The 26,737-nt window shown below is 53.0% G+C and carries 19 protein-coding genes; 8 read left to right on the top strand and 11 right to left on the bottom strand.

Annotation, left to right across the window (positions count from 1 at the left end; genetic code table 11):
* The first annotated feature begins 272 nt into the window (after positions 1–272).
* Positions 273–1,025: a 3-hydroxybutyrate dehydrogenase gene (locus ACQ66Q_RS11955; RefSeq protein ID WP_430457015.1), complete on the top strand. Its 753-nt coding sequence runs from the start codon at positions 273–275 to the stop codon at positions 1,023–1,025.
* A gap of 77 nt (positions 1,026–1,102) precedes the next feature.
* Positions 1,103–4,615 carry a PAS domain-containing hybrid sensor histidine kinase/response regulator gene (locus tag ACQ66Q_RS11950; RefSeq protein WP_430457014.1) on the top strand — a complete coding sequence of 1,171 codons (3,513 nt, stop codon included), beginning with the start codon at positions 1,103–1,105 and terminating at the stop codon, positions 4,613–4,615.
* Positions 4,616–4,627: 12 nt separating this feature from the next.
* On the opposite strand, the gene ACQ66Q_RS11945 is transcribed toward ACQ66Q_RS11950, so the two are convergent.
* From ACQ66Q_RS11945 to ACQ66Q_RS11920, 6 genes are all read right to left on the bottom strand, one after another.
* Positions 4,628–6,097, bottom strand: coding sequence for a diguanylate cyclase (locus ACQ66Q_RS11945; protein WP_430457013.1), 1,470 nt, complete (start codon positions 6,095–6,097; stop codon positions 4,628–4,630).
* Positions 6,098–7,324 carry a hypothetical protein gene (locus tag ACQ66Q_RS11940; RefSeq protein WP_430457012.1) on the bottom strand — a complete coding sequence of 409 codons (1,227 nt, stop codon included), beginning with the start codon at positions 7,322–7,324 and terminating at the stop codon, positions 6,098–6,100.
* A 95-nt stretch (positions 7,325–7,419) separates the two neighbouring features.
* The gene (locus ACQ66Q_RS11935) at positions 7,420–7,998 is read right to left on the bottom strand and encodes a DUF3617 family protein (RefSeq protein ID WP_430457011.1); all 579 of its coding nucleotides are present in this window, start codon (positions 7,996–7,998) and stop codon (positions 7,420–7,422) included.
* Between the two features lie 40 nt (positions 7,999–8,038).
* On the bottom strand, positions 8,039–8,686 hold the full coding sequence (locus tag ACQ66Q_RS11930; RefSeq protein ID WP_377244765.1) for a response regulator: 648 nt from the start codon (positions 8,684–8,686) through the stop codon (positions 8,039–8,041).
* Between the two features lie 467 nt (positions 8,687–9,153).
* Positions 9,154–9,780 carry a hypothetical protein gene (locus tag ACQ66Q_RS11925; protein WP_430457010.1) on the bottom strand — a complete coding sequence of 209 codons (627 nt, stop codon included), beginning with the start codon at positions 9,778–9,780 and terminating at the stop codon, positions 9,154–9,156.
* A 483-nt stretch (positions 9,781–10,263) separates the two neighbouring features.
* Positions 10,264–12,501: a TonB-dependent receptor gene (locus ACQ66Q_RS11920; protein WP_430457009.1), complete on the bottom strand. Its 2,238-nt coding sequence runs from the start codon at positions 12,499–12,501 to the stop codon at positions 10,264–10,266.
* 271 nt (positions 12,502–12,772) lie between these two features.
* Between ACQ66Q_RS11920 and ACQ66Q_RS11915 the strand changes: the two genes are divergently transcribed.
* From ACQ66Q_RS11915 to ACQ66Q_RS11905, 3 genes are all read left to right on the top strand, one after another.
* Positions 12,773–14,074, top strand: a complete 1,302-nt coding sequence (locus ACQ66Q_RS11915; protein WP_430457008.1) for a GntP family permease — start codon at positions 12,773–12,775, stop codon at positions 14,072–14,074.
* Between the two features lie 15 nt (positions 14,075–14,089).
* Positions 14,090–15,301: an E22 family MetX-like putative esterase gene (locus tag ACQ66Q_RS11910; RefSeq protein WP_430457007.1), complete on the top strand. Its 1,212-nt coding sequence runs from the start codon at positions 14,090–14,092 to the stop codon at positions 15,299–15,301.
* Between the two features lie 156 nt (positions 15,302–15,457).
* The gene (locus ACQ66Q_RS11905) at positions 15,458–16,303 is read left to right on the top strand and encodes an amino acid ABC transporter (RefSeq protein ID WP_430457006.1); all 846 of its coding nucleotides are present in this window, start codon (positions 15,458–15,460) and stop codon (positions 16,301–16,303) included.
* Here the strand turns inward: ACQ66Q_RS11905 and ACQ66Q_RS11900 are convergent.
* The 3 genes from ACQ66Q_RS11900 to ACQ66Q_RS11890 are packed head-to-tail and all read right to left on the bottom strand — an operon-like array spanning position 16,264 to position 19,976.
* Positions 16,264–17,298, bottom strand: a complete 1,035-nt coding sequence (locus ACQ66Q_RS11900) for an ABC transporter ATP-binding protein (protein ID WP_430457005.1) — start codon at positions 17,296–17,298, stop codon at positions 16,264–16,266. The two genes, ACQ66Q_RS11905 and ACQ66Q_RS11900, sit on opposite strands and share 40 nt — an antisense overlap.
* Positions 17,299–17,324: 26 nt before the next feature.
* Positions 17,325–18,947, bottom strand: a complete 1,623-nt coding sequence (locus ACQ66Q_RS11895) for an ABC transporter permease (RefSeq protein ID WP_430457004.1) — start codon at positions 18,945–18,947, stop codon at positions 17,325–17,327.
* 24 nt (positions 18,948–18,971) lie between these two features.
* Positions 18,972–19,976 (bottom strand): Fe(3+) ABC transporter substrate-binding protein, encoded by a 1,005-nt coding sequence (locus ACQ66Q_RS11890; RefSeq protein WP_430457003.1) that lies wholly within the window; start codon positions 19,974–19,976, stop codon positions 18,972–18,974.
* 186 nt (positions 19,977–20,162) lie between these two features.
* On the opposite strand from ACQ66Q_RS11890, the gene ACQ66Q_RS11885 reads away from it, so the two are divergent.
* From ACQ66Q_RS11885 to ACQ66Q_RS11875, 3 genes are all read left to right on the top strand, one after another.
* Positions 20,163–22,202: a S9 family peptidase gene (locus tag ACQ66Q_RS11885; RefSeq protein WP_430457002.1), complete on the top strand. Its 2,040-nt coding sequence runs from the start codon at positions 20,163–20,165 to the stop codon at positions 22,200–22,202.
* Positions 22,203–23,345: a cell division protein ZapE gene (gene zapE, locus ACQ66Q_RS11880; RefSeq protein ID WP_430457001.1), complete on the top strand. Its 1,143-nt coding sequence runs from the start codon at positions 22,203–22,205 to the stop codon at positions 23,343–23,345. It begins immediately after the preceding gene.
* Positions 23,346–23,614: 269 nt separating this feature from the next.
* Positions 23,615–24,601, top strand: a complete 987-nt coding sequence (locus ACQ66Q_RS11875; RefSeq protein ID WP_430457000.1) for a TerC family protein — start codon at positions 23,615–23,617, stop codon at positions 24,599–24,601.
* On the opposite strand, the gene ACQ66Q_RS11870 is transcribed toward ACQ66Q_RS11875, so the two are convergent.
* Together ACQ66Q_RS11870 and ilvC are read right to left on the bottom strand one after the other, a co-directional pair.
* On the bottom strand, positions 24,567–24,998 hold the full coding sequence (locus tag ACQ66Q_RS11870; protein ID WP_430456999.1) for a methylglyoxal synthase: 432 nt from the start codon (positions 24,996–24,998) through the stop codon (positions 24,567–24,569). The two genes, ACQ66Q_RS11875 and ACQ66Q_RS11870, sit on opposite strands and share 35 nt — an antisense overlap.
* Positions 24,999–25,178: 180 nt before the next feature.
* Positions 25,179–26,660, bottom strand: a complete 1,482-nt coding sequence (gene ilvC / locus ACQ66Q_RS11865) for a ketol-acid reductoisomerase (RefSeq protein ID WP_430456998.1) — start codon at positions 26,658–26,660, stop codon at positions 25,179–25,181.
* Positions 26,661–26,737: the final 77 nt, after the last annotated feature.

Here is a 26,737-nt window from a genome sequence, read left to right as displayed (position 1 = left end):
AGAAACATAGCATAGATATGGGCTCTGGCAAAGACTTGTGCGGTTTTCTAACTGCTCAGCGCTATGAATGAGCCTGTGTGGAGTTCTCTGCAATCTACTCGGTTCGACGGCGCACTGCAGGTCGCAGTTAATTGTATTGGTGTTGTTATTTTCACCAGCTGTTTTTGGTCGCTTCTCGTTATAGCACTAAAGTACCGTTTACCTACGGTGTACAACCTTCTAGCCTGAACTTCAGATCTTTAGGCCTAAAACTTTTGAGCAATGAGGCAGTTATGCGGGTTTTCATCACAGGTGGCAGCGGTGGTATCGGGTTTGCGGTGGCTTCAGCTTATGCCGCCGACGGACATGAAGTGATCCTGGCGGATATTAATCTGACGCTGGCACAGGAAAAAGCAGCGGAGCTGGTCGCAGCCGGCGGTATTGCATCGGCGATGTTATTAGATTTAACGCAGCAGCAAAGTATCGAACAAGCGGCAGCCGCCGCCGGTGCTGTGGATATTCTGGTCAACAACGCCGGGATCCAGCATGTTGCCCGGCTTGATGAATTTCCGGAACACAAGTGGCAGCAGCTGCTGCAGGTGATGCTGACCGGCCCGGCGATGCTGAGTAAGGCTTTGCTGCCCGGCATGCGCAGTCGTGGCTTTGGCCGCATTATCAATGTTGGTTCTATTCATGCGCTGATCGCTTCGCCGTTTAAATCAGCTTATGTCGCCGCCAAACATGGCTTGTTGGGTTTTAGCAAAGTTGTGGCGTTAGAGAATGCCGATTTCGATTTCACCATTAACACCATTTGCCCGGCTTATGTGCGCACCCCACTGGTCGACGCGCAAATCGCCGCGCAGTGCAAAGAGCATCAGCTCAGCGAAACCGAAGTGATTGAGAAAATCATGCTGGCGCCGATGCCGCAAAAAGCTTTTATTGGCGTCGATGAAATTGCCGCCACGGCAATGTTTTTGACCGCGCCGGCAGCGCGGCATATCACCGCACAAACGCTGGTGCTGGATGGTGGCTGGACGGCACGTTAAGCCAGATCGTGACGCACTAAGCGAACGGCTGCTCCTTTGCGCCAGCCAGAACTTCAGGCACAATCAAAGGCTTCGCGGTGGAACCGGTAACATCTGAGATGATTCTGAGTCAGGGCAGTATTGGGATTGGCAGCATTGCCGCGCTGTCGCTGCTCTATTTATTGGTGTTATACAGCGTCGGTCGTCTGGGTCGGCGTTTTACCGGCAAACATCCGCTGGCGCCCTGGGTCTTTAGTTTTGCGCTGGCGATTTATTGCACCAGCTGGGCCTTTTATGGCGTGACGGCACAAGCCGCCGTCAATGGTTGGTGGATCCCCCCTACATATATCGGATCGTTGTTACTGTTCTGGTTTGGCTTTGGCCTGATCAGCCGCATTGCCATGGTCTGCCGGCGGCTGCGCATTACTTCCGTCGCTGACTTTATTGCCACCCGTTATGGCCATTCCCGTCTGCTGGCCGTGATCACCACGCTGATAGTATTGATGGCGGTGATCCCCTATATCGCCCTGCAGTTGCAGGCGGTGTCGACCAGTATCAATGCACTGGTCGGCACGGCCAAAGCAACCCACTGGTATCAGGACACCGGCTTATATGTCAGCCTGTGGTTGGCCGTTTTTGCCATGTTATTTGTTGGTCGCAGCGCCAAAGCTCACCAGCCCAATCCGGGCCTGATGACCGCAATCGCCTTTGAATCTTTGGTCAAACTGCTGGCGCTGTTGGCGGTTGGCTGTTTTGTTGTGTTTGGCCTGTTTGATGGATTTGCCGATATTTTTGCCAAAGCGGCGCTGTCTGACGACGTCGCTACGCTGCAAAGCCAGGGTGCTCCGGTCTCCGTGTACTGGATCCATGTGCTGCTTGGTTTTGCCGCCACCTTATGCCTGCCGCGCCAGTTCCATGTCAGTTTTGTCGAAATTCAGCACTTGCGGCATCTGAAGCATGCACGTTGGATCTTCCCCGGTTACCTGCTGCTGATGAGTCTGTTTACGCTGCCGGTTGCACTCGCCGGCACCTTATTGCTCGGCCACCATGCCAGTATCGATTTAGTCGTGCTGCAGCTGCCGTTATCAGCCAATCGCACCGACATGGCGCTGCTGGCCTATCTCGGTGGTTTTTCCGCGGCCACCAGTATGGTGATCGTCGCCACTGTGGTGCTCGGTATTATGATCACCAACGACTTGCTAACGCCGCTGATTTACCGGCAACAACAAAAACCAGCCGACGGCAAACCCTGGATCCGGATGGTGACGCTGCGCCGGCTGTCGATGCTCAGTGTGTTAACGCTTGGCTATCTGTATTACCTGTTGATCGGTACCGAAACCGGCCTGGCTCAGCTCGGGCTGATGGCATTTGCGCTGATCGCCCAATTGGCGCCGGCACTAATTTTGGGGCTGCGCAGCCGCCGGGTAAACCGTCAGGGCGCGTTAGCAGGCTTACTCAGCGGCGCCGCGCTGTGGGCTTATATTCTGCTATTGCCGGAACTCAGTCGTGCGGGCCTGCTGAACTGGGATTGGCTGGATGATGGGCCTTTTGGCTTGTCGGCGCTGGCTCCGAATGCTTTATTGGGCGGCCAGTTTGACCTGATCAGTCTTGGTGTCGTGGTCAGCCTTAGTGTTAACACACTGATGTTGTTGCTGGTCAGTCAGCTCAGTCAGACCCGGTTGACCGAATATCTGGAAAGTGCACGGTTCTTCCGCCAGAGCAAACCGCAAGCTGCCCACCCATCGCCACCGCTGACGGTGCAGGATTGTTATCTGCTGGTGCGCCGCTTTGCCGGCGAACGCGAAGCGCGGCTGTTACTGCAACGCCACTTTAAGACCACCACACCACAACTGGATGCGCGTGCGCCGCAAAGCCTGCAACAAAGTGCCGAACGCACACTGGCAGCGGTCGTTGGTGGTGCGTCGATGCGGTTGCTGCTAAATGCCGCCGGCAAAAACAGTCAATTGCCGCTGGAATCGGTTGCCCGTTTTGTCGACGAAGCCAGTCAGGTGTATTTGTTTAATCAGGCGCTGCTGCGCGCCACCATCGACAATATCAGTATGGGCATCAGCGTGGTGGACGCCGATCTGCGTCTCATCGCCTGGAATCAGCGTTATTTGCAGATGTTTGCTTATCCCGCCGGTTTGATTGAGGTGGGTCGGCCAGTCGCAGACCTAATCCGCTATAACGCCGAACGCGGCTGGTTTCACGATGCTGTGCTGCCGGATGCGGCGCAAATCAGCGCCGAGATCGAAAAACGACTGAATTTCCTGCGTCAGGGCAGCAGTTATCGTTTTCAACGCCGCCAGCGTGATGGCCGGGTGTTTGAGATGCAGGGCCATCCATTGCCGGGCGGCGGCTTTGTCACCACTTACAGCGATGTCAGCTCGTTTATTGCCGTGCAGCAGCAACTGGAAGCGAGCAACAGCACGCTGGAACAACGCGTGATGAGCCGCACCTCAGAACTCGAATTGCTGAATCAGCAGCTGGCCAGTGCCAAACAACAGCTGGAAGAGCATACCGCCAGCAAAAACCGTTTTTTTGCCGCCGCCAGCCACGATTTATTGCAGCCGTTTAATGCCGCCGCTTTGTTTTGTGGCCTGATCCGCGAAAAAAGCACCGACGCTCAGGTGCAGCAACTGGCGCGCGACCTCGCCGCTTCGTTGAATTCCGCAGAAGAACTGCTGGCCAGTATTCTGGAACTGACCAAACTGGATGCCGGCGTGATCAAAGCGCAAAAAGCGCCGGCCAGTGTCAGCAGTCTGCTCGACCAAATCGCCCGTGAAGCTGGGTTATTGGCGAGCGGCAAACCGATCCGGTTCCGCTACCGGCCGAGCCGGCTTTGGGTCGATACCGACAGCCGCTTGCTGCGCCGCGTGATACAGAATCTGGTTGCCAACGCTTTACGCTACACCCATCAGGGTAAAATCTTGCTCGGCTGCCGGCGCACGCGGTTACATGGCGCACCGGCACTCCGGATTGAAGTCTGGGATACCGGCATCGGCATCAGTCCGGATGAACAGCAACGGATCTTTTTGGAGTTTCAGCAAGGTAAACAGGCAGATAATCAAGGGCTTGGCATTGGTCTCGCCATCAGCCAGCGCATCAGTGATTTATTACAGCACCCACTGACGCTGCGCTCAGAACCCGGTAAAGGCAGCTGCTTTGCCGTCACGCTGCCACTGTGCGCCTCGGCCGCGACTGCAGCTCCGCTGCTGCAACCCCGTGAGCAGCAGGTCAGTTTCGACGGCAAAACGATTTTGTTACTGGATAACGACCCGCAATTATCCGGCGCGGTGGCGGCACTGCTCAGAAGCTGGGATTGTCAGGTGTTAGTGGCGCAGCAGCCGGCGCAGGCGCTACATTGGCTTAGTCAGGGCCATGCGGTTGACCTGTTGTTATTTGATTATCATCTGGATCAGGGGGCGACAGGCGTGGAAGTCGCCCAGCAGTTACAGCAGCATTATGCGCTGCAGGTACCGGTGCTGATCCATTCGGCCGACCAACAACAACAGACCCGCGACCACGCGCTGAATGCCGGCTTCCACTTTATGCTGAAGCCATTAAAACCAGCCAATCTGAAACGGTTGTTGCAGCGCCTGCTGCGCTGATCAGGACTGGCTTTAATCTGTCGCCAGACAAGCACGGTTGCGGCCCGCCAGCTTGGCCTGATACAAAGCCCGGTCGGCACGTCGGAATAGTTGATCGTAGTCTTCGTCCTGCTGCAGCTGCGCCACGCCAAAACTGGCCGTTAGCTGATGCACATCGGCGATATACACCTGTTGCAACTGCTCAATGATCCGCTCAGCGATATGCTGCGCCGCGGCGATCTCGGTGTGCGGCAATAACACCACAAACTCATCGCCACCAAAGCGGCCGAGTAAATCAGCTGGGCGCAGCGACTGTTGTGCCAGCCGTGCCAGTTGCTGCAGCGCCTGATCGCCGACATGGTGACCAAACTCATCGTTGATCCGCTTGAAATAATCGATATCAAATACCAGCAACGACAGCGGTTTTTGGTCTTGCTGACTACGGATAATTTCCAGTGCCGCGCGTTGTTCCAGCCGATCGCGCGACGCGACTTGGGTCAGACTGTCGGTGAAGGCAACTTTGCGTAGCTGCAGGTTATCCGCCAATAAAGTGGGGATCGCGAGGCCAAATAAGGTGTTGGCCGCAATCACATTGATGGCGAACTGGTACACCATGACATAGTCCATCAAACCAAACAGATGTACCCAGAAGGCGATTAAAAAACTCGATAGCGCCACACTGCTGACATTCAGCAATGCCGATTCAGAACAGGCGATCCACATATGCGGGATCACCAGGAAGAAAATGGCAAAAGCGCTGTTGGGCGAGTCGGTGACCTTGGCGAGCAGCATACAAAAGGTTAGTAACAGGGCATTCAGCAACAGTTTCATCAGATACTTCGAACTGAACTGCTGTTGCTTTAAGCCGGCTAAATCGGTCAGGCGGAACAAAGCACTTGGCATGACGCGGCTTAACAGGCCAACAAAAAATGGCGCCAACACCATCACGCCCGCCATATCCCCGATCCAAAACGGCAGCCAGGTGGTCGCCACTTCCGCCTGGGACATCATGTCAGTCGCCACTAGCGTTGGGATCACCAGCCAGGTCGCGCAAAACGAACTGACCGCCGCGACCACCAAAAACTGTACGATGATCCGGCTGATGTCGCGGGCGCCCTGTTTTGCCAAGGTGCGCAGCACAATAGCGCCGATGGCATAAGGCAGAATATGCGCCAGACCAAATAACAGCCCGGCTTTGAGCAGCTGCAGTTGATCCAGTGTGATCTGATAATGCTGCGCTGTGTAAAAGGTGATCAACACGCAGCCGGTCAACAAGGCCGGCAAGATGGAAAAACCGAGTAATAACAAAGACGCGAAAGTCAGCCCCGCGACCGGATACCAGACACTGGCATGATGGGTATATTCCACCAGCCAGCCGATCTCAAACACCAGCAGCCAAAGGAGTAACAACGCCACATTGCGCAACAGCCAAGAATGTTGCAACCGCTCCTGCCAGAGCCGGCGGTCAAACAGCGATGCGCGGTGCAGACTTTCGGATTTCACTTACGACAACTTCCAGTAATAAATACTGCCATCATCACTGCCACCGACCGCGGTACTACCGTCGGGCGTCAGCGTCATGGGCCAGTTCATCAGCTTGGTGCCATATTGCCACAGCTGCTGACCAGAGCAAGCATCGAACAGATAAAAGTTGCCCGGCGATTCCTTTTGATTACTACCGCCATTGGTCTCATCTGGCTTACCGTCAGTCGCACTGACCAGCGTCGCGGCCAGATCCAGCGTTACGCCGGGATTGACCGCATATTGCACCGGCTGACTCCAGCGCAGCACGGGTCCCCAGACTGGAAAATTGGCGATCTCTGATGCAGTTTGCTCTGCATCGACCCGATACAACACGCCGCCTTCGCCTTGATTGGCGCCAACCACTATCACCAGCTGTTGGGTCGGTGTCTGAGTGATTGCAATGGCATACGCGATATTCAGTCCGGTCAGATCGGGTTTATAGACAAAAGCCGTGCTGGGTTGCACTGCCTGAAAAAAGGCACAGCTGCCATCGTGTAACGCGGCGGCGGCATAAGCACCGTCAGTTGTCGTAACCACCCGCATCACGCCTTGCGCCTGCTGATAGCCGGTCACTACACCGAATTTGCCGTTATCCAGCACAATCTGTTGCACCAGACCGGTATACACCGGTTTGACGTTGTAATTAATCGCACCGACCCAGACCCGGCTGCCATTTGGCGCCAGCACTGCGCTGTAACTGGAAAAGTCGGCTGAAAGCGCCAAGCTGTCACTTTGTGACCAGACGGGCGCCACAGTACTGCCGGTGGCATAGTGGTACAAACGTAATTCGTGCTGGAAATCCGCCAGCAACAAGGTACCGTCGCTACTGAAAGACAGTTGATTGACCCGTGCCGGCAAGTTGTTGTCTTGAAAAAGAATGGTGCCAGTACTGGCATCGAGGATACAAAGGAAGCCACAAGTTTTACTGGTTTCACCGCCACAGGCAGCAAAGCGTTTATCGTCGCTGACGGCGACCCAGAAAATGCCTTGCGTCACATTGGCGGCAGTAACCGGCACTGACCAGAGCTGGCTGCCTGTAGCGTCATAGCCATAAAAGTTAAACTGACCACTACCAAATTCACTGGAGGTGCCGCCGACGGTCAGTTGTCCATCCGGACTGACCGCGACTGAATTCACCTGTAGACCGGCTTGTGGTGTCTGTTGCCAGCTGGGCTGGCCGCTGACGGAGTTGGAGATTGTCATCATGTCATCCTGTTGAGCAGAAATACCGCCCTCAGCATGCAACAAAGGCCAGCGGGCAGCAACATTCTGCTAACAAGAAATCAGCGTGCAGCGCCGGATTAACGCATCCCGGCTGGGCAGCTGGCGCTTTGCCAGCGCGATTCGCTGCTCAGTTTAAATTGCACATCACCGTTTTGCGCCTGGCCCGGCAGCGGCATCTTATAGCGGCCAGTGCCCTGCATATTCATCTGCATCCATTGCGGCGTTTTTAACGTGACTGTGCCTTGCAGCGAACCGGTGTAACCACCCTGGTCCTGACACTGGCCTTTGACCGAGACCGAATTGGGGGTGCTGCCGGTCAGCTGCAGCTGACAACGGGGTAGCTGCTGTTTGGCTCTGCTGAGCCACTGCTCCGGTGTTTTTAACAAGGCGACTTCAGCGGCGGTCAGACATTCCTGCGCAGTACTTAAGTCTTTTTTTGGCATCATACCGGCGACCAAAGCCCGTTGTTCGGCCGGCACTGCCGCCAGCACCTGTGATTGCAAGGTCTGCATTTGCTTCAGGATATCCTCGCCATTGACCAGCACCTGATGCTGGCTGCGCCAGTGCCCGGTTTGCGGCTGAAGCTGAGTAGCGTGGCTGTGAAAAGAACTGAAAAGAGTCGAACAAGAAAAAACAAATACAGTGAAACGGCGCATGCGGCGCTCTCCCGGGGTGCTGAAGACTGGCAGTTAGAGGCTACAGGGTATCCGGAAGTTTCAGTTTTTCAAATAAGATCCCGGCCAGGGTACGATTATTGACATTGAGTTTGCGCAAAATCGCCGACACATGCTGCTTGACCGTGGTCTCCTGCACATTCATTTCATAGGCGATTTGTTTGTTCAGCAGGCCGTCGGCAATCATTTTCAGCACACGAAATTGTTGTGGCGTCAGCTGTTCCAGCCGGCCAGCAAATTCGGCGTCAATCAGATCCTGCGCCTGCGCCACACTTTGCTGTAAATCCGCCGGTAACCAGGTATCGCCGGCCATCACTGCATCGACCGCTTCGGTCAGCACTTCCAGCGGCGCCGATTTGGGTAAATAGGCCGCAGCACCCAGTTTCAGCGCTTGTTTAATCACGGCAGGATCTTCAATCGCCGACACCATCAACACCGAAATATCCGGGTATTCAGTACGCAGTGCGGTCAGGCCGGCAAAACCTTCGGCATCCGGTAGTTTTAAGTCGAGCAAAATCAGCTGGGTATCCGGATGTGCGCGCAGCAAAGGCCACAACTGCGCCATGCTATGCGCCTGATACAGGCTGGCATCCAGGCCCAGAATAGTCTGCAGCGCCTGGGACAAGGCAACGCGGAATAACGGGTGATCATCAGCAATAATGGCAATCATAAGTCACAGGTCCAGATAGCAGAACGACCATGATGCGGTAGGGCGTGCAATGATGCAAGCGCGCATACTACCGCCCCCTTAAATATCTGCAAGATTCAAATAAAGCACCGACAAAAAAATATATAACCAAGCCATACACAATATGGTCTATCAAATCTACAAAATTCACCAGCCATGTAACTAATGTAAACATAACAATCAAAAGAACGACTTGAATAACGAAAACCCTAACCCTGTCAGCCGAAAAATTCAATTTTAGCGACGGCGCGGTTACTTTACGCAATGCTGAGATTTCAACAAAAACCGACAAGGCGATCGAAACAAAAAATAAAACGATGAAAAATATGAACTGGTCACCACGAAAGTACTGATTAAAAAAATCAACACTGAATAACAAATATGATATAACTGCTGCATATGCGAAATATCTCAATCAAACCTCATGAATAAAAATTAAAAAGCTCACCCTAAAATTTAAACTCACAGTAATCAGAATAAACAACATTACTCAAAGTAAAAACAAAATATCGCGTGTTATGTTTCTGTTCTCCAGAAAACGCGACAACCATGTAATAACGACCATTTAAATTCACCAAATCCTTATATGATACGGTATAATTCAACAGCAAACTGTCTAGGAAACGGTATGGAATCAACTCATGAGAATTGTTATCCGAGTACAAATATGACTTATTCAACAATTTATCATCATCTACAAACTTACCTGGCGCAACATCACCTAGATCGATTATTTCTTCCAATTTCTGCGTAGGAAATGAATTTAAAACGACAAATCTAGCTCTGTAATTTCCGTATGCAGATTCATCATATCGACCAACAATTTCATAATCACCATCAGCATCTAGATCTAATATTTGGATACGACCAAACGGCTCCCAACGTGGGTCATGCGAATTTAATGGTTCAATAATTCGAATATTAGAACTAAATAAACTTCGATTCAAACGACCTCTTAGTTTATTACTCTCATACTTGCTCAACTCTAGCTGAATCTCTTTAACACAAACCTCTTGCCCATATGACATTGCCGGGCTCAGTAAAACAGCCAAAAATATCCATATTTTCATTTTCACCCTACCACCTTTCATACCCAAGATCCCAAAAATGATATTTACCGCATTTTCTGTGCTCAGTCCGTGTTATTTAAAAATAATACGCTACGACTAACTTTTGATTGATTAAAAGAGTTGAGATCAGCACTTTAATCGATTCCTGGCCAATCAGAGTAATGCCTTACTGTGGCTGATGGGGCTGTTTGTCCAGCCGACGCACACTCAATCCAAGCCCGAAAACAGCATAACAATAAAACCATTTTGTTCACATATAAAGTGCGTATCTGGTCACGTCGGGTAATTCTAACCAGATATGCAAAACCGAAGTTTCAAGCAATGGCGAAGTTACCTTAGGGTCTTCATGGCGCGTTCCCATGGCTTCACCACCAGCACATAGCGTTTTTGCAGTCGGGCTGACACACGTCACTGACAATAAAAAAGCCCTGTTTTTCAACAAGGCTTTGCTTCAATTAAAACACCGCGAATGCTTCAGTTGCTGTGTGATCAGAACCGGTAGCCCAGCGACAGGCTGACTGTTCTTGGGTCACCGTAATACGCGGTGATGGTTTGCTCGGCCGCCAGCAGCGGGAAGTTGTAACCGGCGATGCGGGTGATCTTATCGCCTAAGTTACGGCCCTGCAGTGACACATCCCAGTGACCATCCGCGGAATACCAGGTGGCACCAGCGTTAAACAGCGTGTAACCGCCGTAGTCCAGCATCGATGGCAGTTCAAAGATCTGCGTTTCGCTGCGGTGTGACAGGTTAGCGTTCAGCACCAGTTCGCCGCCGTACATCGCCACTGTGTATTTACCGCCTAAAGTAGCTGTCAGTTCCGGCGTGTTGGCAAAAGACCACAACCCAGATACGTCTGACGTGGTTTTAGTCACGGCATCGTAAAACAGCACTTCATTAAACTTGGCGTCGGTGTATCCGACAATCAGGTTAAATTGCAGCGCATCAGAGGCAACTGCTGTCGCTTCCAGTTCAATGCCGTTAATATCGGCACTGGCAGCGTTCAGTACTTGTGACGCTACAGTGTTATTGACGGCGCGTTGTACTGTCACCTGCATATCATCGTAAGCTGAAGCAAACACCGCAGCGTTGACACGTAAGCGACGGTCCAGCCATTCGCTTTTCACACCCAGTTCATAAGTATCGACCGTTTCTGGCTGGTACGGGTCGCCGGCATTCGGGTTGACCGACTGGTTGCCGCGCATATCAAAACCACCGGATTTAAAGCCGTCGGTATAAGAGCCGTACACCATCATGTTGTCGTCGGCCTGATATTCAAAGCCAACGCGTGGTGAGAAATGGCTGAAGTTTTCGCTACCTTTAAAATCAGACTGAGTGCCGATTTTGGTCGCACTAATACGTGGCAATTTGTAACCGAGATAAACATAACGATAGACGTTGGCGTCTTTGTCATCTTCGGTGTAACGCCCGCCTAACGTGAACGACCATTGGTCATTGACCTGATAAGTCCCCTGCGCGTAACCGGCAAAAGAATCCGTTTGCACACAGCCACCGTTTTCGATGGTCACACCCAGGCCAGACACCAGCACAGTGCCAAAAGCACCACAGGCATCGCCTTCAAATGAATACAAACCTGAAGCAAACTTCAGCGGGCCGCTGTTATACAGGAACTGCAGCTCGTGTGAGGTTTGTTCATCTTCATAAAAGGCCGGTACATCGAGCGACGGGAGTTTGGTGGCATCAAAGTCGATATTAGTGTCGGTGACGCCTTCACGTTTGGCTGTAATAGCTTTCATCGTCCAGTCGGCATTGATATCCCAGGCCATCGTCAGTGAGTGGCCTTCGGTGCGCACCATGTTGGTGGCCGGCATGCTGGTGTTGGAGTCATACACATTGGACGGCGGAGTTTCTTTAGTCAGCAAACTCGGCGTTAAACGGTGGCCGCCTTTTGAATTCGAATCATCTTTGGTTTTGTCGTAGGCAAAGTTAAAACGCAGATTGTCCAGGGCTTGGTACTGCGCGCTGAAACGACCAGTGATGATGTCTTTGTTGTAGTTTTCTGCGCCGGTATTGAGGTATTTACCAAAACCGTCGCGGTCATAAAATGCGCCGGCAGCACCGATGGAGAATTTGTCGGTAATGGCTTTTTGTCCGGACAGTTTTAAGTCGCGTTGATGGTAGCTGCCGACAGTGCCGCGAATGGCAAACTCGTCTTCACCGCTCAGTGGCTTGGTGACATATTTCACCGCGCCACCAATAGTGTTGCGTCCGTATAAAGTACCTTGTGGGCCACGTAATACCTCGATGCGCTCGACATCATAGATATCCATCGCTGCGCCTTGTGGCCGCGCCATATACACGTCATCGATATAAATGCCGACGCCCGGTTCAAAACCCCACAGCGGGTCTTGCTGACCAATACCGCGGATATAAGCCGTTAACGTGCTGTTAGTACCACGCGATACCTGCAAAGTGGTATTTGGTGATTGTTGCTGGATAGCCGTCAGGTTTTCGATACCTTTTTGCTTTAAGTCCTCAGCGCCAATCGACGTTACCGCCACCGGCACCGATTGCAAGTTTTCGGCGGTGCGACGGGCTGTGACCTGGATCACTTCCAGTGCCGCCTCTTCTTTTTTCGCCGCAGGCTCAGCGCTTTGCTCAGCCGCATAAACCGGGCCCGCCAGCACGGCGCTGATGGTCAGTGCCAGCACTGCAGGTTTAAACGAAGTGTGAGTGGTACGGTGCAATTTATAATTATTCTGGGCCATCGGGCATCTCCTGCTGATCTCGGCTATCACTTATCTTTCTGATGTATTTCAGTTACTTGTTATAGGTCCCCCGAGCGGTCGGCTCTGATACTAACCCGCTTGGTTGCCGCTGTCATAAAAATCGGGGCACGGGTAAATCAGTGACGGCACGCTCAGACTGATAGCGTTACTTTAGGCTGAACTGATGAAATGTTAATCTGTACCTTAGTACTATAGAGATACCTGCCCTGATGGCTCAGACTCAGAAAAAACCGAATCAAGGACCTTTTTTATGCTGAGTTTAACCGGCTTGCTGCTTGGGCTGTGCCTGCTGATCTGGCTGACGATGCGGGGGCTGAACCTGTTTATTCTGGCGCCTTTGTGCGCCTTGTTCGTCGCAGTCACCAACGGCATCCCATTTTGGCAACAAAGCGGCAATGCCGATTTTATCCACGCCTACATGAATGGATTTTCCGGTTTTGTCGCCGCCTGGTTCCTGATGTTTTTGTTGGGCTCCCTGTTCGGCAAACTGATGGAACATAGCGGCGCTGCCGATGCGGTCGCTTTGTGGATCGTGAAAAAGCTGGGCCGGGCGCATGCCGTGGCCGCCGTCGTGCTGGCCTGCGCTGTACTGACCTACGGCGGCGTTTCGGTGTTTGTCGTCGCGTTTTCGGCTTACCCGATGGCCGTCAGTTTATTTAAAGATGCCAACTTACCACGCCGCTTTATTCCGGCTGCGCTGGGCTTAGGCTCTGTGACCTTTACGATGACCTCAGCTGGCTCACCGGAAATCCAAAACTGGATCCCCATTCAATATCTGCACACCTCGCCTTATGCCGGCTGGGAAGTCAGTATTGTCGTGGCGATTTTTATGGCCGCTTTTGGTTATGCCTGGCTCAGTAAGATGATCCGCAGCGCCGTAGCGCAAGGCGAAGTGTTTATTGGTCGTGACAGCGACCCGCAGCTGACCGACCGCGCCCTGCCGCACCCGTTAATGGGGCTGATCCCGCTGCTGGTGGTGCTGGGATTATCAAACTGGCTGCATCACAGCCTGCAACAGGCGGCGCTGATTGTCGCGCTGAGTGGCGGTGTGCTGACGCTGTATTTATTAAACCGGCGTTTTATTCAAAACCTCGATAAAGCATTGAATGAAGGCGTGATGGGCTCTTTGCTGGCGATTGGCAACACTGCGGCTGTGGTTGGTTTTGGCGCTGTTGCTAAGCTGACGCCGGCCTTTACTGATATTGTCCAGACAATGACACATCTCCCCGGGCCTGAACTGTTAGGCGCTGCGGTGGCGGTTAGTGCAATTGCCGGCCTCACCGGCTCCGCCTCTGGCGGTCAGGCGATTGCGCTGCCGGAATTAGCGCCGGTGTATCTGGACCGTGGCGTCGACGCCGAAGAATTACATCGTGTTGTCGCCATTTCTTCCGGCGCTTTGGATTCGTTGCCGCATAACGGCTATGTGGTCACAACTATTCGGGCGATCTGTGGCGAAACCCATCAACAGGCTTATTGGCCGGTGGCCGCAGTCACCGTCGTCGTACCGGCACTGGGCACTGGCTTAGCGATTTTATTATTTCAGTGGTTTTAAACAGGATAGTTTCGCATGCGAAATTTAGTGAAATCGGGCGCCCTTTTACTGAGCTTAGTACTGAGCTTGCTGCTGTGCAGTCTTGTTAGCCAGGCCGCAGCGCTGCCGCTGGTGCAAAAACAGCGGTTTGAACTGGCAAGCTTCACCACGCAAAATGGGGCCGCATTAAAACAAGTGCAGGTCGGCTGGGAGGCTTATGGCAAGCTCAATACAGACAAATCGAATGTGATCCTGATCACGCATTATTTTTCCGGTACTTCGCATGCAGCCGGTCGTTATCAGGCAACGGATGCGGCGCCAGGTTACTGGGATGCCATTATCGGCCCCGGCAAAGCCATTGATACCAATCAGTTTTATGTCGTAAGCGTCGATACGCTGGTCAATGCCAATGTCAAAGATCCGCACGTGATCACCACGGGCCCGGCCAGCATCAATCCGCTGACTGGCAAACGCTACGGCCTCAGTTTTCCGGTCGTGACCATCACCGATTTTGTTGAAGTGCAAAAAGCCTTATTGGATAGCCTTGGCATAAACAAACTGCATGCGGTGGTCGGTGCCTCGATGGGGTCTTTTCAGGCGATTGAATGGGCGCAGCGTTATCCGGAGCGCGTGCAGCGGCTGGTGCCGGTGATTGGCACTGGGTATATCGATGCCTACAGTGCGATTAAGTTAGAACGCTGGGCTTATCCAATCAAAATGGATCCGCACTGGCAACAAGGCGATTATTACGACAAACCGCAGCAACCCACTGCCGGCCTTGCCATGGCGCTGGCCTGGGTCACGTTAGATGCACTCAATCCAGCCGGTTTTAACCAGAAATATCCGGATTTGCGCGCAGATAAAGCCGCCCATCAGGATATCCGCGCCAGTTTCAGCGCACTGGACCAGTTGCTTGCTGTCGCCACGCAGCGTGCAGCGCTGCAGGATGCCAATCATCTGCTTTATCTGGTGCGTGCGTCGCAATTATGGCGCGCCGGCATGGGCGATAACTGGCAACAAGCGATACAGGCTATCAAAGCACCGGTGCTGTGGCTGCCGGCTGCCGGTGATTTATTGCTGACGCCGCAGATGGCGCAACAGAGCCAGCAAGCGCTCAGCGCGGAGGGCACCCGCAGCAAAGCAAACCAGCTGTCGGCGATCCCGGGCCAGATGGGCCACCTAGACGGATTACTGAATATTCAGGCGGTCGCACCTGAACTGAAAGCGTTTTTACAACAACCGCTGTGATCGACCCTGTGCTTCCTTGTCCTGCCTGCCCCGGCGCGGCCAGTTTCCGCGCGCTGTTGGGGTCAACCGTGGCAAAGTAATGCCTCTTTGCCCGGTTTTTTCTTCTGCGCGAAAACTATGCGATACTGCAAATCCGGTTGTCTTGGATGGCGTGCTGTGCTGCGAATTCCTACTCTGCTGACTTTATTGTTGACCACACTGGCCGCAGGCAATCTGCAGGCGGCGCAACCCACTACGACTGCAAAATCCGCGGTGGCACTGCGTTTCTGTTACGAAGACAAACCGCTGGAGCCTTATTATCGGGGGCATGGTGCTCAGGTTCCTAAAGACTACCCAGGTGCCACCATCGAGCATTTATATCAACTCACTGCAGCCATACCCGGTGTTAGCCTCACACTGGAGCGGCTGCCGTGGAAACGCTGCCTGTCAAAACTGCAGGCGGGAGAGACCGATGCGTTAGTCGCCAGTTACAGGCCGGAGCGGGAAGACATCGGCAATTATCCGATGTTAGACGGTAAACCGGACCCGAGCCGTGCTTTTAGTGAGCATCACACTTGTCTGGTGAAAAAGGCCGACAGTCAATGGACCTGGGATGGTGAACGGGTGCAGGGTATTGATAGTTTGGTGGTCGCCAGACCGCTCGGCTATGCGCCACTGATAGTGCCGGGTCCGCAACAAGTCAGCATGCATTACACGTTATCCGGCACCATGGATCTCGACTTGCTGCAAGCGGGCCGGATCCATGCCGTGACGACCTTATGTAAAATCGCCGGGCAAGCCGTGGTTTCGTCAGTGATTAGCGACCTTGGACTTCAAGTGTTACAACCGCCATTGCACAGCAATACAGGCTATCTGGTATTCAGTAAGCAGTTTTCAGAACGCCACCCACAGCTGAGTGCGGCGCTCTGGCGCGAGTTACAGTTGAATAAAGCCATACCTATCTATCGTAACTATCTGAAGCTTCATTTCCTGCAGCCGTCCGCGGAAAACAACACCCAGTGAGCCATCTCAGCCCTGATGCCAATCCATTCGCCCACTGAATGACAATGATGGCTTTGCAACTGACAACTCAGTTGCTCCCCTTGCGCCAACCTCAGCTCATAGTGATAACAACTACCGCGAAAAGCGGTACTGACCACCTGTGCTTTGAGCAGGCTTAAATCGTCATGTTCGATATCTTCAGGACGAACCAGCAACCAGCAGGCATCTGCCGGCACTGCTACTGGCAGCGGGCCTAATGCCGTAAAACTGGCGCCGGCGAGATCCCGTTGTACCGCCAGCAAATGCCCTTCACCAATAAAATCAGCGACAAAACGATTGACCGGTTGATGATATAACTCATAAGCAGTTCCCCACTGCTGCAAGCGGCCCTGCAGAATCACCCCAAGCTGGTCGGCCATCGCAAATGCTTCATGCTGATCATGGGTCACCAGCAAAGCTGTGATCCCTTCATGTTGTAAAATCTGCCGGATATCTTTTGCCAGCGCTTCTCTGAGATCGGCGTCCAAGCCTGAAAACGGTTCATCCAGCAATAGCAATTGCGGTGCCGGGGCCAGTGCCCGGGCCAGCGCGACCCTTTGCTGTTGCCCACCGGATAATTGATGGACCGGCCGCTCAGCCAGCGCCGCCAACCCCACCAACTCCAGCATCTGAGCTACACGTTGCCGGCGTATTTGTTCCTGCAATTGAAACAAGCCAAAACCAACATTGCCTGCGACCGTTAAATGCGGGAACAACGCATAATCCTGAAACACCATACCGACCTGACGCTGCTCAGGCCGCAGGCTAAAAGCAGCCGAGCCGACGGGTTTGCCACCCACGGCAATCTCGCCGGCACTGAGCGGCTCGAACCCAGCAATAGCGCGCAGGATCGAACTTTTACCGGAGCCGGAAGGGCCCAGTAAACAACCGATCTGACCTTTCTCCAGCCCCAGACTGAAATCCTGCACAATTTGAGTCTGACCGTAGTGCAAGTCCAGTTGTGTGATCGTTAACATAAATGAAGTCTCCTGACGGCCTCGCCTCAGCGTTTCAGTGCCGCTCGGTTGAGCAGGATCACCGGCAACAAACCAGCCAGCACAATGGTTAATGCGGGCACTGCTGCCGCGGCCAGTTGCTCGTCCGAGGCCAGCTCAAAGGTCCGGACGGCGAGCGTGTCAAAGTTAAATGGACGCAACAACAAAGTGGCCGGTAGTTCCTTCAACACATCGACAAAAACCAATAACGCCGCGGTCCACAAAGAAGATTTCAGCATCGGCAAATGTAAACGGCGCCACACCTGAGCGCGTGAACAACCTAAGCTCGCGGCAGCTTGATCCATACTGGGTTTAATTTGACTGAGGCCGGACTCCAGCGACTGCATGGCGACGGCCAAAAACCGGATCAGGTAGGCCAGCATCAGCGCCACGACAGTACCGGACAACAGCAGGCCAGTGCGGATGCCAAATTGCTGTTCCATCCACTGGTCCAGCTGATTATCTATCGCGCTGAGCGGCCACATCACCCCAATTGCAATCACAGTGCCGGGTACCGCGTAGCCCAGGCTACTCAACCGGATCAATAGTTTCTGCCAACCTGCCAGACGCTGGCGCAAGCCATAGACCAGAACCATCGCGACAACCAGTAATAATATGGTACTTGCGGCGGCCAGGCTCATGCTGTTCCAGAGGAGCTGCAGATAATCCAGCGATAACCAGGCTTGCGGCGTTTCCAGACTCCAGACCAGCAGAGCCAGCGCCGGCCAAAAAAAAGCAAACCACAAGACCAGCCCAACAGCGCCTGTCGCCAGCCAGCCTTTGACATGCGGCAGCCGTGTTGGCAGCACCGAATGACCAGCCTGGCCGGTATGGTAAAACCTTAACTGGCGGCGGCTATACAGCTCGAGCAGCATCAGACACAATGCAAATGTACAAAGCAACGACGCCAATTGAGCCGCACCGGAACGGTCATTCATACCAAACCAGGTCCGAAAAATGCCGCTGGTCAGCGTCGGAATGCCGAAATACTGCACAGTGCCATAATCAGCGAACACTTCCATCATCACTAACGCCATTCCGCCAAACAGTGCGGGCCGGGTTAATGGCAATACAACTGACCAGATATAACGCCGCCGGCTGACGCCAAGGGTTTGACAAGCTTCCTGCCAACGTGGGCTTTGGCCTGCCAGCGATGCTCTGGTCAACAGGTAGACGTAAGGAAATAATACCAGCGCGAACAAGCAGATAGCCCCGCCGACTGAACGCACTTGCGGAAACCAATACTCGCCGTAACCGAGTCCGGTCAACTGCCGCAAACCAAGCTGAACCGGCCCGCTAAAATCCAGTAGCGCGGTATAACTGTAGGCAATGATGTATGCCGGCAGCGCCAGCGGCAAAATCAGTAGCACGTTAAATAACGCCCGGCCAGGGAACTGGTAGAAATGCAATAACCACGCTAAAGAACCACCCAGCAATAAAGCGAGTAAGCCCGAACCGGCCGCGAGCAGGACAGAGTTCCACAGATAATCCGGCAGCACAGTGGTCGCTAAATGGGTCCATAGCTGTGGATCAAACTGCCCCCAGCTGGCGTACACCACCAGCAAGGGGATCAGCAAGATCCCCGGTAACAGCCACCACTGCGGATTGACGAATAACGGAGTCGCCTTCATCAGTATCTCAGCAACAACTCAACGTCATTTCCAACCCGCTTTATCCATCACCTGAATAGCCTGCTGGTTCAGTTCACCCAGTTTGATCAGCGGTAGTGCATCCGCTTTGAATTCACCAAAGCCCTGTAACACGCTGCTGCGGGCGACCCCTGCCACCACCGGATATTCATGATTCGTTTGTGCGTACCAGGCTTGCGCCTCTGCACCGCTCATATACTCCAGCAGCTGCGCGGCTTGCTTGGCATTTGGGGCAAACTTCGCCACGGCAGCGCCAGAGATATTGATATGGGCACCGCGGTCAGACTGATTTGGCCAAAACACCGAGACCGCTTTTGCCGCTGCCGCATCTTTCGGATCATCAAACATTGCAGCAAGGTAATAGGTATTCGCGATAGCAATGTCGCAAACGCCAGCAGCCGCCGCTTTGATTTGGTCACGGTCGCCGCCTTTTGGTGGCTGGGCAAAATTCTTCACCAGACCATTGGCCCAGGCCTGGGTCTTTTCTTCACCCAACACGGCAATCATGCCAGCCAGCATCGATTGGTTATAAATGTTGTCTGATGAGCGGATACAGATCTTACCGCGCCATTTCGGTGCCGCTAAATCTTCATAAGTACTGAGATCTTTCGGATCGACTTTTCCGGTGACATAAATAATAGGCCGCGCTCTGGTGGTTAAACCAAACCAATGACCAGCTGGATCACGCAACGCTGCAGGGATCGCCTGCTCCAGTGTGTTTGATTTCAGCGGTTGCAACAGCCCCAGCTGCTGCGCCCGATATAAACGGCCCACATCAGTACTGATTAACAGATCTGCCGGGCTATTACGGCCTTCACTTTGCATCCGGCTTAACAGCTCATCCGGTTTACCGGTGATCAGATTCACTTTGATGCCACTTTGCTGGCTGAACTTATCGAGCAGAGGTTTAATCAGTTCCTGCTGGCGCGCGGAATACACATTCACTTCGGCCGCCTGTACCGCAGTCAGGCCGGACATCACTAAAACAAGGCTTAATAATCTGAATTTCATAAAAATCCATCATCCTGTGGGTTAAAGACAAGGCAGTATATCGGGAAAACTTGCGAAACCGAGCACATCTGTCGGTTTTTCCCTGCAGTCAGCCTCAGTCGCACTCCACACGGGGGTCATGCTGTTGCTAAGGCTGTGTAGCTTCACCTATGCTAGCGACTGTTCTTCAGTCCGGGTTCTATATCTATGTTCCGACATTCTCAGATCAGTTTATTCGCTGTTGTTTTTCTCGGTATCAGCAGTCAGGCGCACGCCAGCACGCCGGCACCGCTGACGGCAACCGATTTATATCAGGTACAAAAACCAACCGGTATGCAGGTCTCACCGGATGGACTGCGGGCCGTATTCAGCCTGAACCGCTATGATCTGGCGAAAAATAAAAGTAACACCGACCTGCATGTGTTGGAGTTGGGTTCCGGCAAACAAACCCAACTGACTTTTCATCCGGCAGCCGACAATCAGCCCGCCTGGAGCCCGGATGGCCGCCAGCTGGTATTTGTGTCCAAACGTGATGCGGAAAAAAACCAGCTGCAACTGCTGACCTTGGGCGGCGGTGAAGCACGCCAGCTGACCGATTTGCCGGTCGGCGTCAGCAATCCACGTTTTTTCCCGGACGGCAAAAAAATTCTGTTTAGCGCCGAAGTGCCGGCCGGTTTTGCCGGCGATTTTAAGTTGTTAAAGGACGAGAAAAAGCCGCTGCACTCAGCCAAAGTCAGTGAAAACCGCATCTATCGCTATTGGGATCACTTTCTGACTGACGACAAAGTTACGCAGTTTTTCGCCTACGACATTCAAAGTGGTGATATTCAGGCACTGACGCCGGGCTGGACCCAATGGACCAGCCTGGATGGTGGGCCGGAATTTGATTTGTCACCGGACGGTAAGCAGCTGGCGCTCAGTGCAGTCAGCAGCAAACCGCCGTATAACAGCCTGAATTTTGATGTGTATTTAGTGCCGACCGACGGCAGTGGCAAAGCGGTGAATCTGACCGAAGCCAACCCGGCGGACGACAGTAAACCGGTGTTCAGCCCGGATGGTCGCAGCCTGCTGTACGGCGCGCAAAAACGCACTGATTTTGGCAATGACAATGTCACACTCACGCGGTTCGACCTCGCAAAAAAAACCGCCACAGTGCTGGCCGGTAATATCGATTTATCCCCACAGCAATGGTTCTTCAGCAAAGACAGCCAGATGCTGTATTTCCTCGCTGAAGACAAAGCCCGGGTGTCGTTATTCTCAGTGCCGGCCGCCGGTGGCCCGGTCAAACAAGTGTTGCGTCAGGCCAGTAACGAACAGGTCCAAATGGCTGGCCCGCAAAGATTTGCGCTGGTGCAACACGGCATCAGCCAGTTACCGGAGATCTTTTTACTCGATAACAAAAGCCGCACGTTAAAGCAAATTAGCCAAATCAACACCACACTGCAGCAGAACACCCAGTGGGGCAAAGTAGAAGAGATGAACTATCCGGGCTCGGATGGCAAACCGATCCAGATGTTTGCCATTTTTCCGCCGAATTTTGATACCAACAAACGCTGGCCGCTGCTGAGTTTGCTACACGGCGGCCCGCATGGTGCTTTTAACGACGCCTTTGGCACGCGTTGGCACCCGCAAGTGTTTGCCGCCATGGGTTATGTTGTCATCATGCCGAATTTCCATGGTTCGACCGGTTTTGGTGAAGCCTTCACCGCCTCTATTCATGGCGATCATTCCACTAAGCCATTTTTTGACAGCGAAGCCGCCATTGATTACATGACCTCACGCGGTTACATCGATGAAAGCCGTGTCGCTGCGGCTGGTGGCAGTTATGGCGGCTATCTGGTGAGCTGGATAGCTGGCCACAGCACCAAGTACAAAGCGCTGGTTAATCACGCCGGTGTTTACGACCTGATGGCACAGTTTGCTTCCGACAGCACGCTGCTGCGAACTCATGCATATGCCGGCTCACCGTGGAAAGACAAAGAGAATGTGCTCAAAGCCAGTCCGGCGATGTTCGCAGAAAACTTTAATACGCCGATGCTAATCACTCATGGTGAACAAGACTACCGTGTGCCGGTGACACAAGGTTTGGCGCTGTATGGCGTGCTCAAAGGCAAAGGTGTTGATGCAAGACTGGTGTATTTCCCGGACGAAAACCACTGGATCTTAAAACCGCAAAACTCAATTTACTGGTATCACGAATTCGGTCAGTGGCTGGAGCGTTATATCGGTAAAGGACCAAGTGAATAAGTGCCGGATTTGATTGCGACCGACCTGTCAGCCGGCCTGTTGCAGCGCTATCACAGCGCATTGCAGAGCGGCGAGCTTAGTCCAGATCTGGCGCAGCAACACCTCATCAGCCAACTGGCACAATTGCAACAGCAGCTGGCCTCAGGCGAAAACAGCCGCGGTATTTACTTGTATGGCCCGGTTGGCCGTGGCAAAACCATGTTGATGGACTGGTTTTTCGACAGCACTGTCACGCCACGTAAGTTACGGCTGCATTTTCATCATTTTATGGCGGCGGTGCATCAGGAATTGCGCGTCAGGCAAGGTGAAGCCGACCCGCTGCAGCAGGTTGCGCGTAGTTGGGCTGCACAGTATCAGCTGCTGTGTTTTGACGAGTTTTTTGTCAGTGACATTGGCGATGCGATGTTACTCGCCACCTTATGGCGCCAGCTGTTTGCCGAAGGCGTGGTACTGGTAGCAACGTCCAACTGTGCGCCGGAAAACTTGTATCAAAATGGTCTGCAGCGCGCCCGCTTCCTGCCTTTTATCGATTTACTGCAGCAGCATTGCCACATCTGTAACCTCGATGCCGGTATCGACTACCGCCGCCAGCAACCAACCGACTGGCGTTATCTCGGCATCAACCAAACGAAAGACTGGCTGCAACAACAAGCAGAGCGGCTTTATGGCGCGGTTGAGCCCTGCCCGCTGATCCAGCTGTATAGCCGGCCGATCCCGGCTTTGTGGCGCAATGATCAGGTCATTGCGTTTGATTTTATGGCGCTTTGCAGCGGACCGCGCAGCCAGCTTGATTACATGGCACTGTGTCAGCCAGATCAGGGCAGACATGATCAGAGCAGACAGTATCGGGCCATCGCCGTTGCCGATATCCCGCAGTTTTTACCACACAGCGACACCGCGATTTTACATGGCGTCGAAGAGAGCTATCAGCGCGAACACAGCAATGTGTTTGTCAGCAAACTCGATAATGAAGCGCGCCGGCTGATCGCGCTGGTCGACGAATGTTACGAACGCGGGGTGTTGTTGCTGTGTACGGCGAACACGCCGCCGGAGCACTGGTATCAGGCCAGTCAGCTTAGCTTCGCCTTTGAGCGCACCGTCTCACGGCTACATGAAATGCAGCGCTGGCAGGTAGAAAATTAGGGAGGCGCTGCGGCGAAATTTTCGCCTGTTGAATAGTTGACTAATTTAGTCTGCTTTTGTTAGAGTCGCGCCATCCCAAAGGGGAGTAGCTCCACGCCGGCTTATCGTCATGCCGAAACCAACAGGTTTCCGGTAACCGGGTCAGATCATCTGATGAGCAAGACCTTTGCCACACTGGCAAAGATCCCCCTCTAAACAGGACATCCGGCCAGCGTGGGTCCGGACAACGCTGGTATCTGCCGGCCATACCATCCTGTTTGGAGTTATTCATGGAAACAATTGCCAATCCCTGGCTCTGGGCGGTGTTTTTCAGCATCGTGCTCATCATGCTCGCCATCGACCTCTTTGTCGTCGGTGGAGGCAAACAACATAAAGTCTCTGTCAAAGAAGCCGCTATCTGGTCGGTGATTTGGATCTCGGTCTCAATGCTTTTTGCTGCCGGTTTATGGTGGTATCTGCGCGATAGCGCAGGTCCGGAGATCGCCAATGCCAAAACGCTCGAATTCGTGACCGGCTACCTGATTGAAAAATCGCTGGCAATAGACAATGTGTTTGTCTGGCTAATGATTTTCAGTGTCTTTGCCATCCCGCCTGAGTTACAAAAACGTGTGCTGGTACTGGGCGTCCTCGGTGCCATTATCCTGCGCACTATTATGATTTTTGCCGGTGTCTGGCTGATCTCCCAGTTCCACTGGTTGCTTTATGTGTTTGGCGCTTTCCTGTTGTTAACCGGGATTAAAATGTGGTGGGCTGCCGATAAAACGCCCGACTTGAAAAACAATCCACTGATCCTATGGATCCGGCGGCACATGAAAGTGACCGACGAGCTCGAAGGCGAAAAATTCTTTGTCCGTCGTGAGGTAAACGGCCGCTGGGTGCGTTATGCCACACCGCTATTTTTGGTCTTAGTGTTGGTAGAGTTCTCCGACATCATTTTTGCTGTCGATTCCATTCCGGCCATTTTTGCCATTACTACAGACCCTTTCATCGTCCTGACATCTAATATCTTTGCGATCCTGGGTCTGCGCGCGATGTACTTCTTACTGGCCGACATGGCAGACCGCTTCAGCTTACTGAAATATGGTCTGGCGTTAGTCCTGATCTTTATCGGCGCGAAGATGATGCTGATCGATATCTACAAGATACCGGTTGCGGTATCCCTGACGGTGGTCGCACTGATCATCGGCACTTCGGTGGTACTGTCACTGCGTCGTAGCCGCATCAGCGCGGATCAAACCGGCGCTGATGGCCAGTAAAATCCGGCACGGCACGCTGATAATCGGTCTGAAATAGACTGGAATGCACGATAAAATCCGCGGTGGCCTGGTTACAGGCCACCGGGATATTCCACACCACGGCGAGACGGATCAGTGCTTTCACGTCCGGGTCATGTGGCTGGGAACTGAGTGGATCCCAGAAAAACACCAACCAGTCGATTTTCTGCTCGGCAATTAAAGCGCCGATTTGCTGGTCGCCACCCAAAGGCCCGCTGGCAAAACAATGCACCGGTAACTGCAATTTATTGCTAATCAAACGCCCGGTAGTGCCGGTTGCGTACAGCGTCTTGTTTTGAAAAAAGCCGGCATGAGTTGCCACCCAATCCAGCAGTTCAGCTTTTTTGCCATCATGGGCAATCAGGGCAATAGATTTCATAGCGTTCCTTAGCGATAAACAGATGATTGAAGATAAAGGACTAAAAGCAAGAAACAAAGTCTGGAACGATTTTAGCCTCTAAAGAGTTTTGGCTTAGTGCCAAACAAAAAAAAGCCCGGCAAAGCCGGGCAAACAACCAAGGTCCACGTAAAAAACTCAGTGTGGGGTTGGTAGCGCTATTTAAGCGCTAACTACAATCCGCTTCATCGCGGTCATGTAACCCCGTAATGTCTTGCCAACGATTTCCACCGGGTGATTGCGGATGGCATCGTTTACTTCAATCAATCGCACGTTATCAACACCGTTGCTGCCTGCAGCTAAACCTTTACCCAGCAGTTCAGGGCTGATGTTGTTCACCAGGTCGCGCAGCATCGGCACTGCAGCGTTGCTGAACAGGTAGTTACCGTATTCGGCGGTGTCGCTGATCACCACGTTCATCTCATACAGACGTTTCCGCGCAATGGTATTGGCAATCAGTGGCGTCTCGTGCAGAGACTCGTAATAAGCAGATTCTTCGACGATACCGGCTTCCACCATGGTATCAAACGCCAGCTCTACCCCTGCTTTGACCATGGCGACTAACAAAATCGCCCGGTCGAAATAATCTTGTTCTGCGATGTTTTCACTAGATACCGGTGCATTTTCAAAACCGCTTTGACGGGTTTCTTCGCGCCAGCCAAACAGTTGTTTGTCATCGTTCGCCCAGTCCGCCATCATGGTCTCGGAGAATTTACCGGAGATGATGTCGTCCATATGTTTGGCGAACAGAGGCTGCAGAATGCCTTTTAATTGCTCAGCTAAGTCGTACGCTTTGATTTTCGCCGGGTTCGACAGGCGGTCCATCATGTTGGTGATGCCACCATGTTTCAGCGCTTCGGTGATGGTTTCCCAGCCGAACTGGATTAACTTAGCAGCAAAACCAGCTTCATAACCATCAGCGACCAGTTTGTCGTACGCCAGAATCGCGCCGGTCTGTAACATACCGCACAGGATGGTCTGTTCGCCCATCAAATCTGATTTCACTTCAGCGACGAAGCTGGATTCCAGCACGCCGGCACGGTCGCCGCCGGTGGCAGAAGCATAAGCTTTGGCGATGGCCAGGCCGTTGCCGTTCGGGTCGTTTTCCGGGTGTACAGCAATCAGGGTTGGTACACCAAAACCACGTTTGTATTCCTCGCGCACTTCAGTACCCGGACACTTCGGCGCCACCATGATGACGGTGATGTCTTTGCGGATCTGCGTGCCTTCTTCAACGATATTAAAACCGTGCGAACAAGCCAGTGTCGCGCCTTGTTTCATCAACGGCATCACCGCTTTAACAACTGACGTATGCTGTTTGTCCGGCGTCAGGTTCAGTACTAAATCCGCCGTTGGGATTAATTCTTCGTAAGTGCCAACTGTGAAGCCATTTTCGCTGGCTTGCAGGAACGATTTACGTTTTTGCGCAATGGCATCAGCCCGCAGTGCATAAGAAATATTCACGCCAGAATCGCGCATGTTCAGGCCTTGGTTCAAACCCTGAGCACCACAGCCAACGATGACTACTTTCCAACCTTTGATAAAGTTACAACCGTCAGCAAATTCTGCTTTTTGCATGAAACGGCATTTGCCCAGCTGTTTTAACTGCTGGCGTAAGTTCAGTGTGTTGAAATAATTAGCCATGTGTCGATCCTAAAAATTCTGTATTTGCCGGTCCGGGCAATGTGGCTGATAGCAACGACTGCGGGACGTTTCGGCAG

Source organism: Rheinheimera sp. (genome assembly GCF_965283995.1).
GTDB lineage: Bacteria > Pseudomonadota > Gammaproteobacteria > Enterobacterales > Alteromonadaceae > Pararheinheimera.
This window is presented reverse-complemented; position numbering and strand designations above follow the sequence as displayed.

What these genes read in the sequence shown, in the direction of transcription:
- ACQ66Q_RS11920 (WP_430457009.1), bottom strand. Translation starts at nt 12,501, where the DNA reads ATGGCCCAGAATAATTATAAATTGCACCGTACCACTCACACTTCGTTT.
- ACQ66Q_RS11870 (WP_430456999.1), bottom strand. Translation starts at nt 24,998, where the DNA reads ATGAAATCTATTGCCCTGATTGCCCATGATGGCAAAAAAGCTGAACTG.
- ACQ66Q_RS11910 (WP_430457007.1), top strand. Translation starts at nt 14,090, where the DNA reads ATGCGAAATTTAGTGAAATCGGGCGCCCTTTTACTGAGCTTAGTACTG.
- ACQ66Q_RS11955 (WP_430457015.1), top strand. Translation starts at nt 273, where the DNA reads ATGCGGGTTTTCATCACAGGTGGCAGCGGTGGTATCGGGTTTGCGGTG.
- ACQ66Q_RS11890 (WP_430457003.1), bottom strand. Translation starts at nt 19,976, where the DNA reads ATGAAATTCAGATTATTAAGCCTTGTTTTAGTGATGTCCGGCCTGACT.
- ACQ66Q_RS11895 (WP_430457004.1), bottom strand. Translation starts at nt 18,947, where the DNA reads ATGAAGGCGACTCCGTTATTCGTCAATCCGCAGTGGTGGCTGTTACCG.
- ACQ66Q_RS11935 (WP_430457011.1), bottom strand. Translation starts at nt 7,998, where the DNA reads ATGCGCCGTTTCACTGTATTTGTTTTTTCTTGTTCGACTCTTTTCAGT.
- ACQ66Q_RS11915 (WP_430457008.1), top strand. Translation starts at nt 12,773, where the DNA reads ATGCTGAGTTTAACCGGCTTGCTGCTTGGGCTGTGCCTGCTGATCTGG.
- ACQ66Q_RS11930 (WP_377244765.1), bottom strand. Translation starts at nt 8,686, where the DNA reads ATGATTGCCATTATTGCTGATGATCACCCGTTATTCCGCGTTGCCTTG.
- ilvC (WP_430456998.1), bottom strand. Translation starts at nt 26,660, where the DNA reads ATGGCTAATTATTTCAACACACTGAACTTACGCCAGCAGTTAAAACAG.
- ACQ66Q_RS11875 (WP_430457000.1), top strand. Translation starts at nt 23,615, where the DNA reads ATGGAAACAATTGCCAATCCCTGGCTCTGGGCGGTGTTTTTCAGCATC.
- ACQ66Q_RS11885 (WP_430457002.1), top strand. Translation starts at nt 20,163, where the DNA reads ATGTTCCGACATTCTCAGATCAGTTTATTCGCTGTTGTTTTTCTCGGT.
- ACQ66Q_RS11900 (WP_430457005.1), bottom strand. Translation starts at nt 17,298, where the DNA reads ATGTTAACGATCACACAACTGGACTTGCACTACGGTCAGACTCAAATT.
- ACQ66Q_RS11940 (WP_430457012.1), bottom strand. Translation starts at nt 7,324, where the DNA reads ATGATGACAATCTCCAACTCCGTCAGCGGCCAGCCCAGCTGGCAACAG.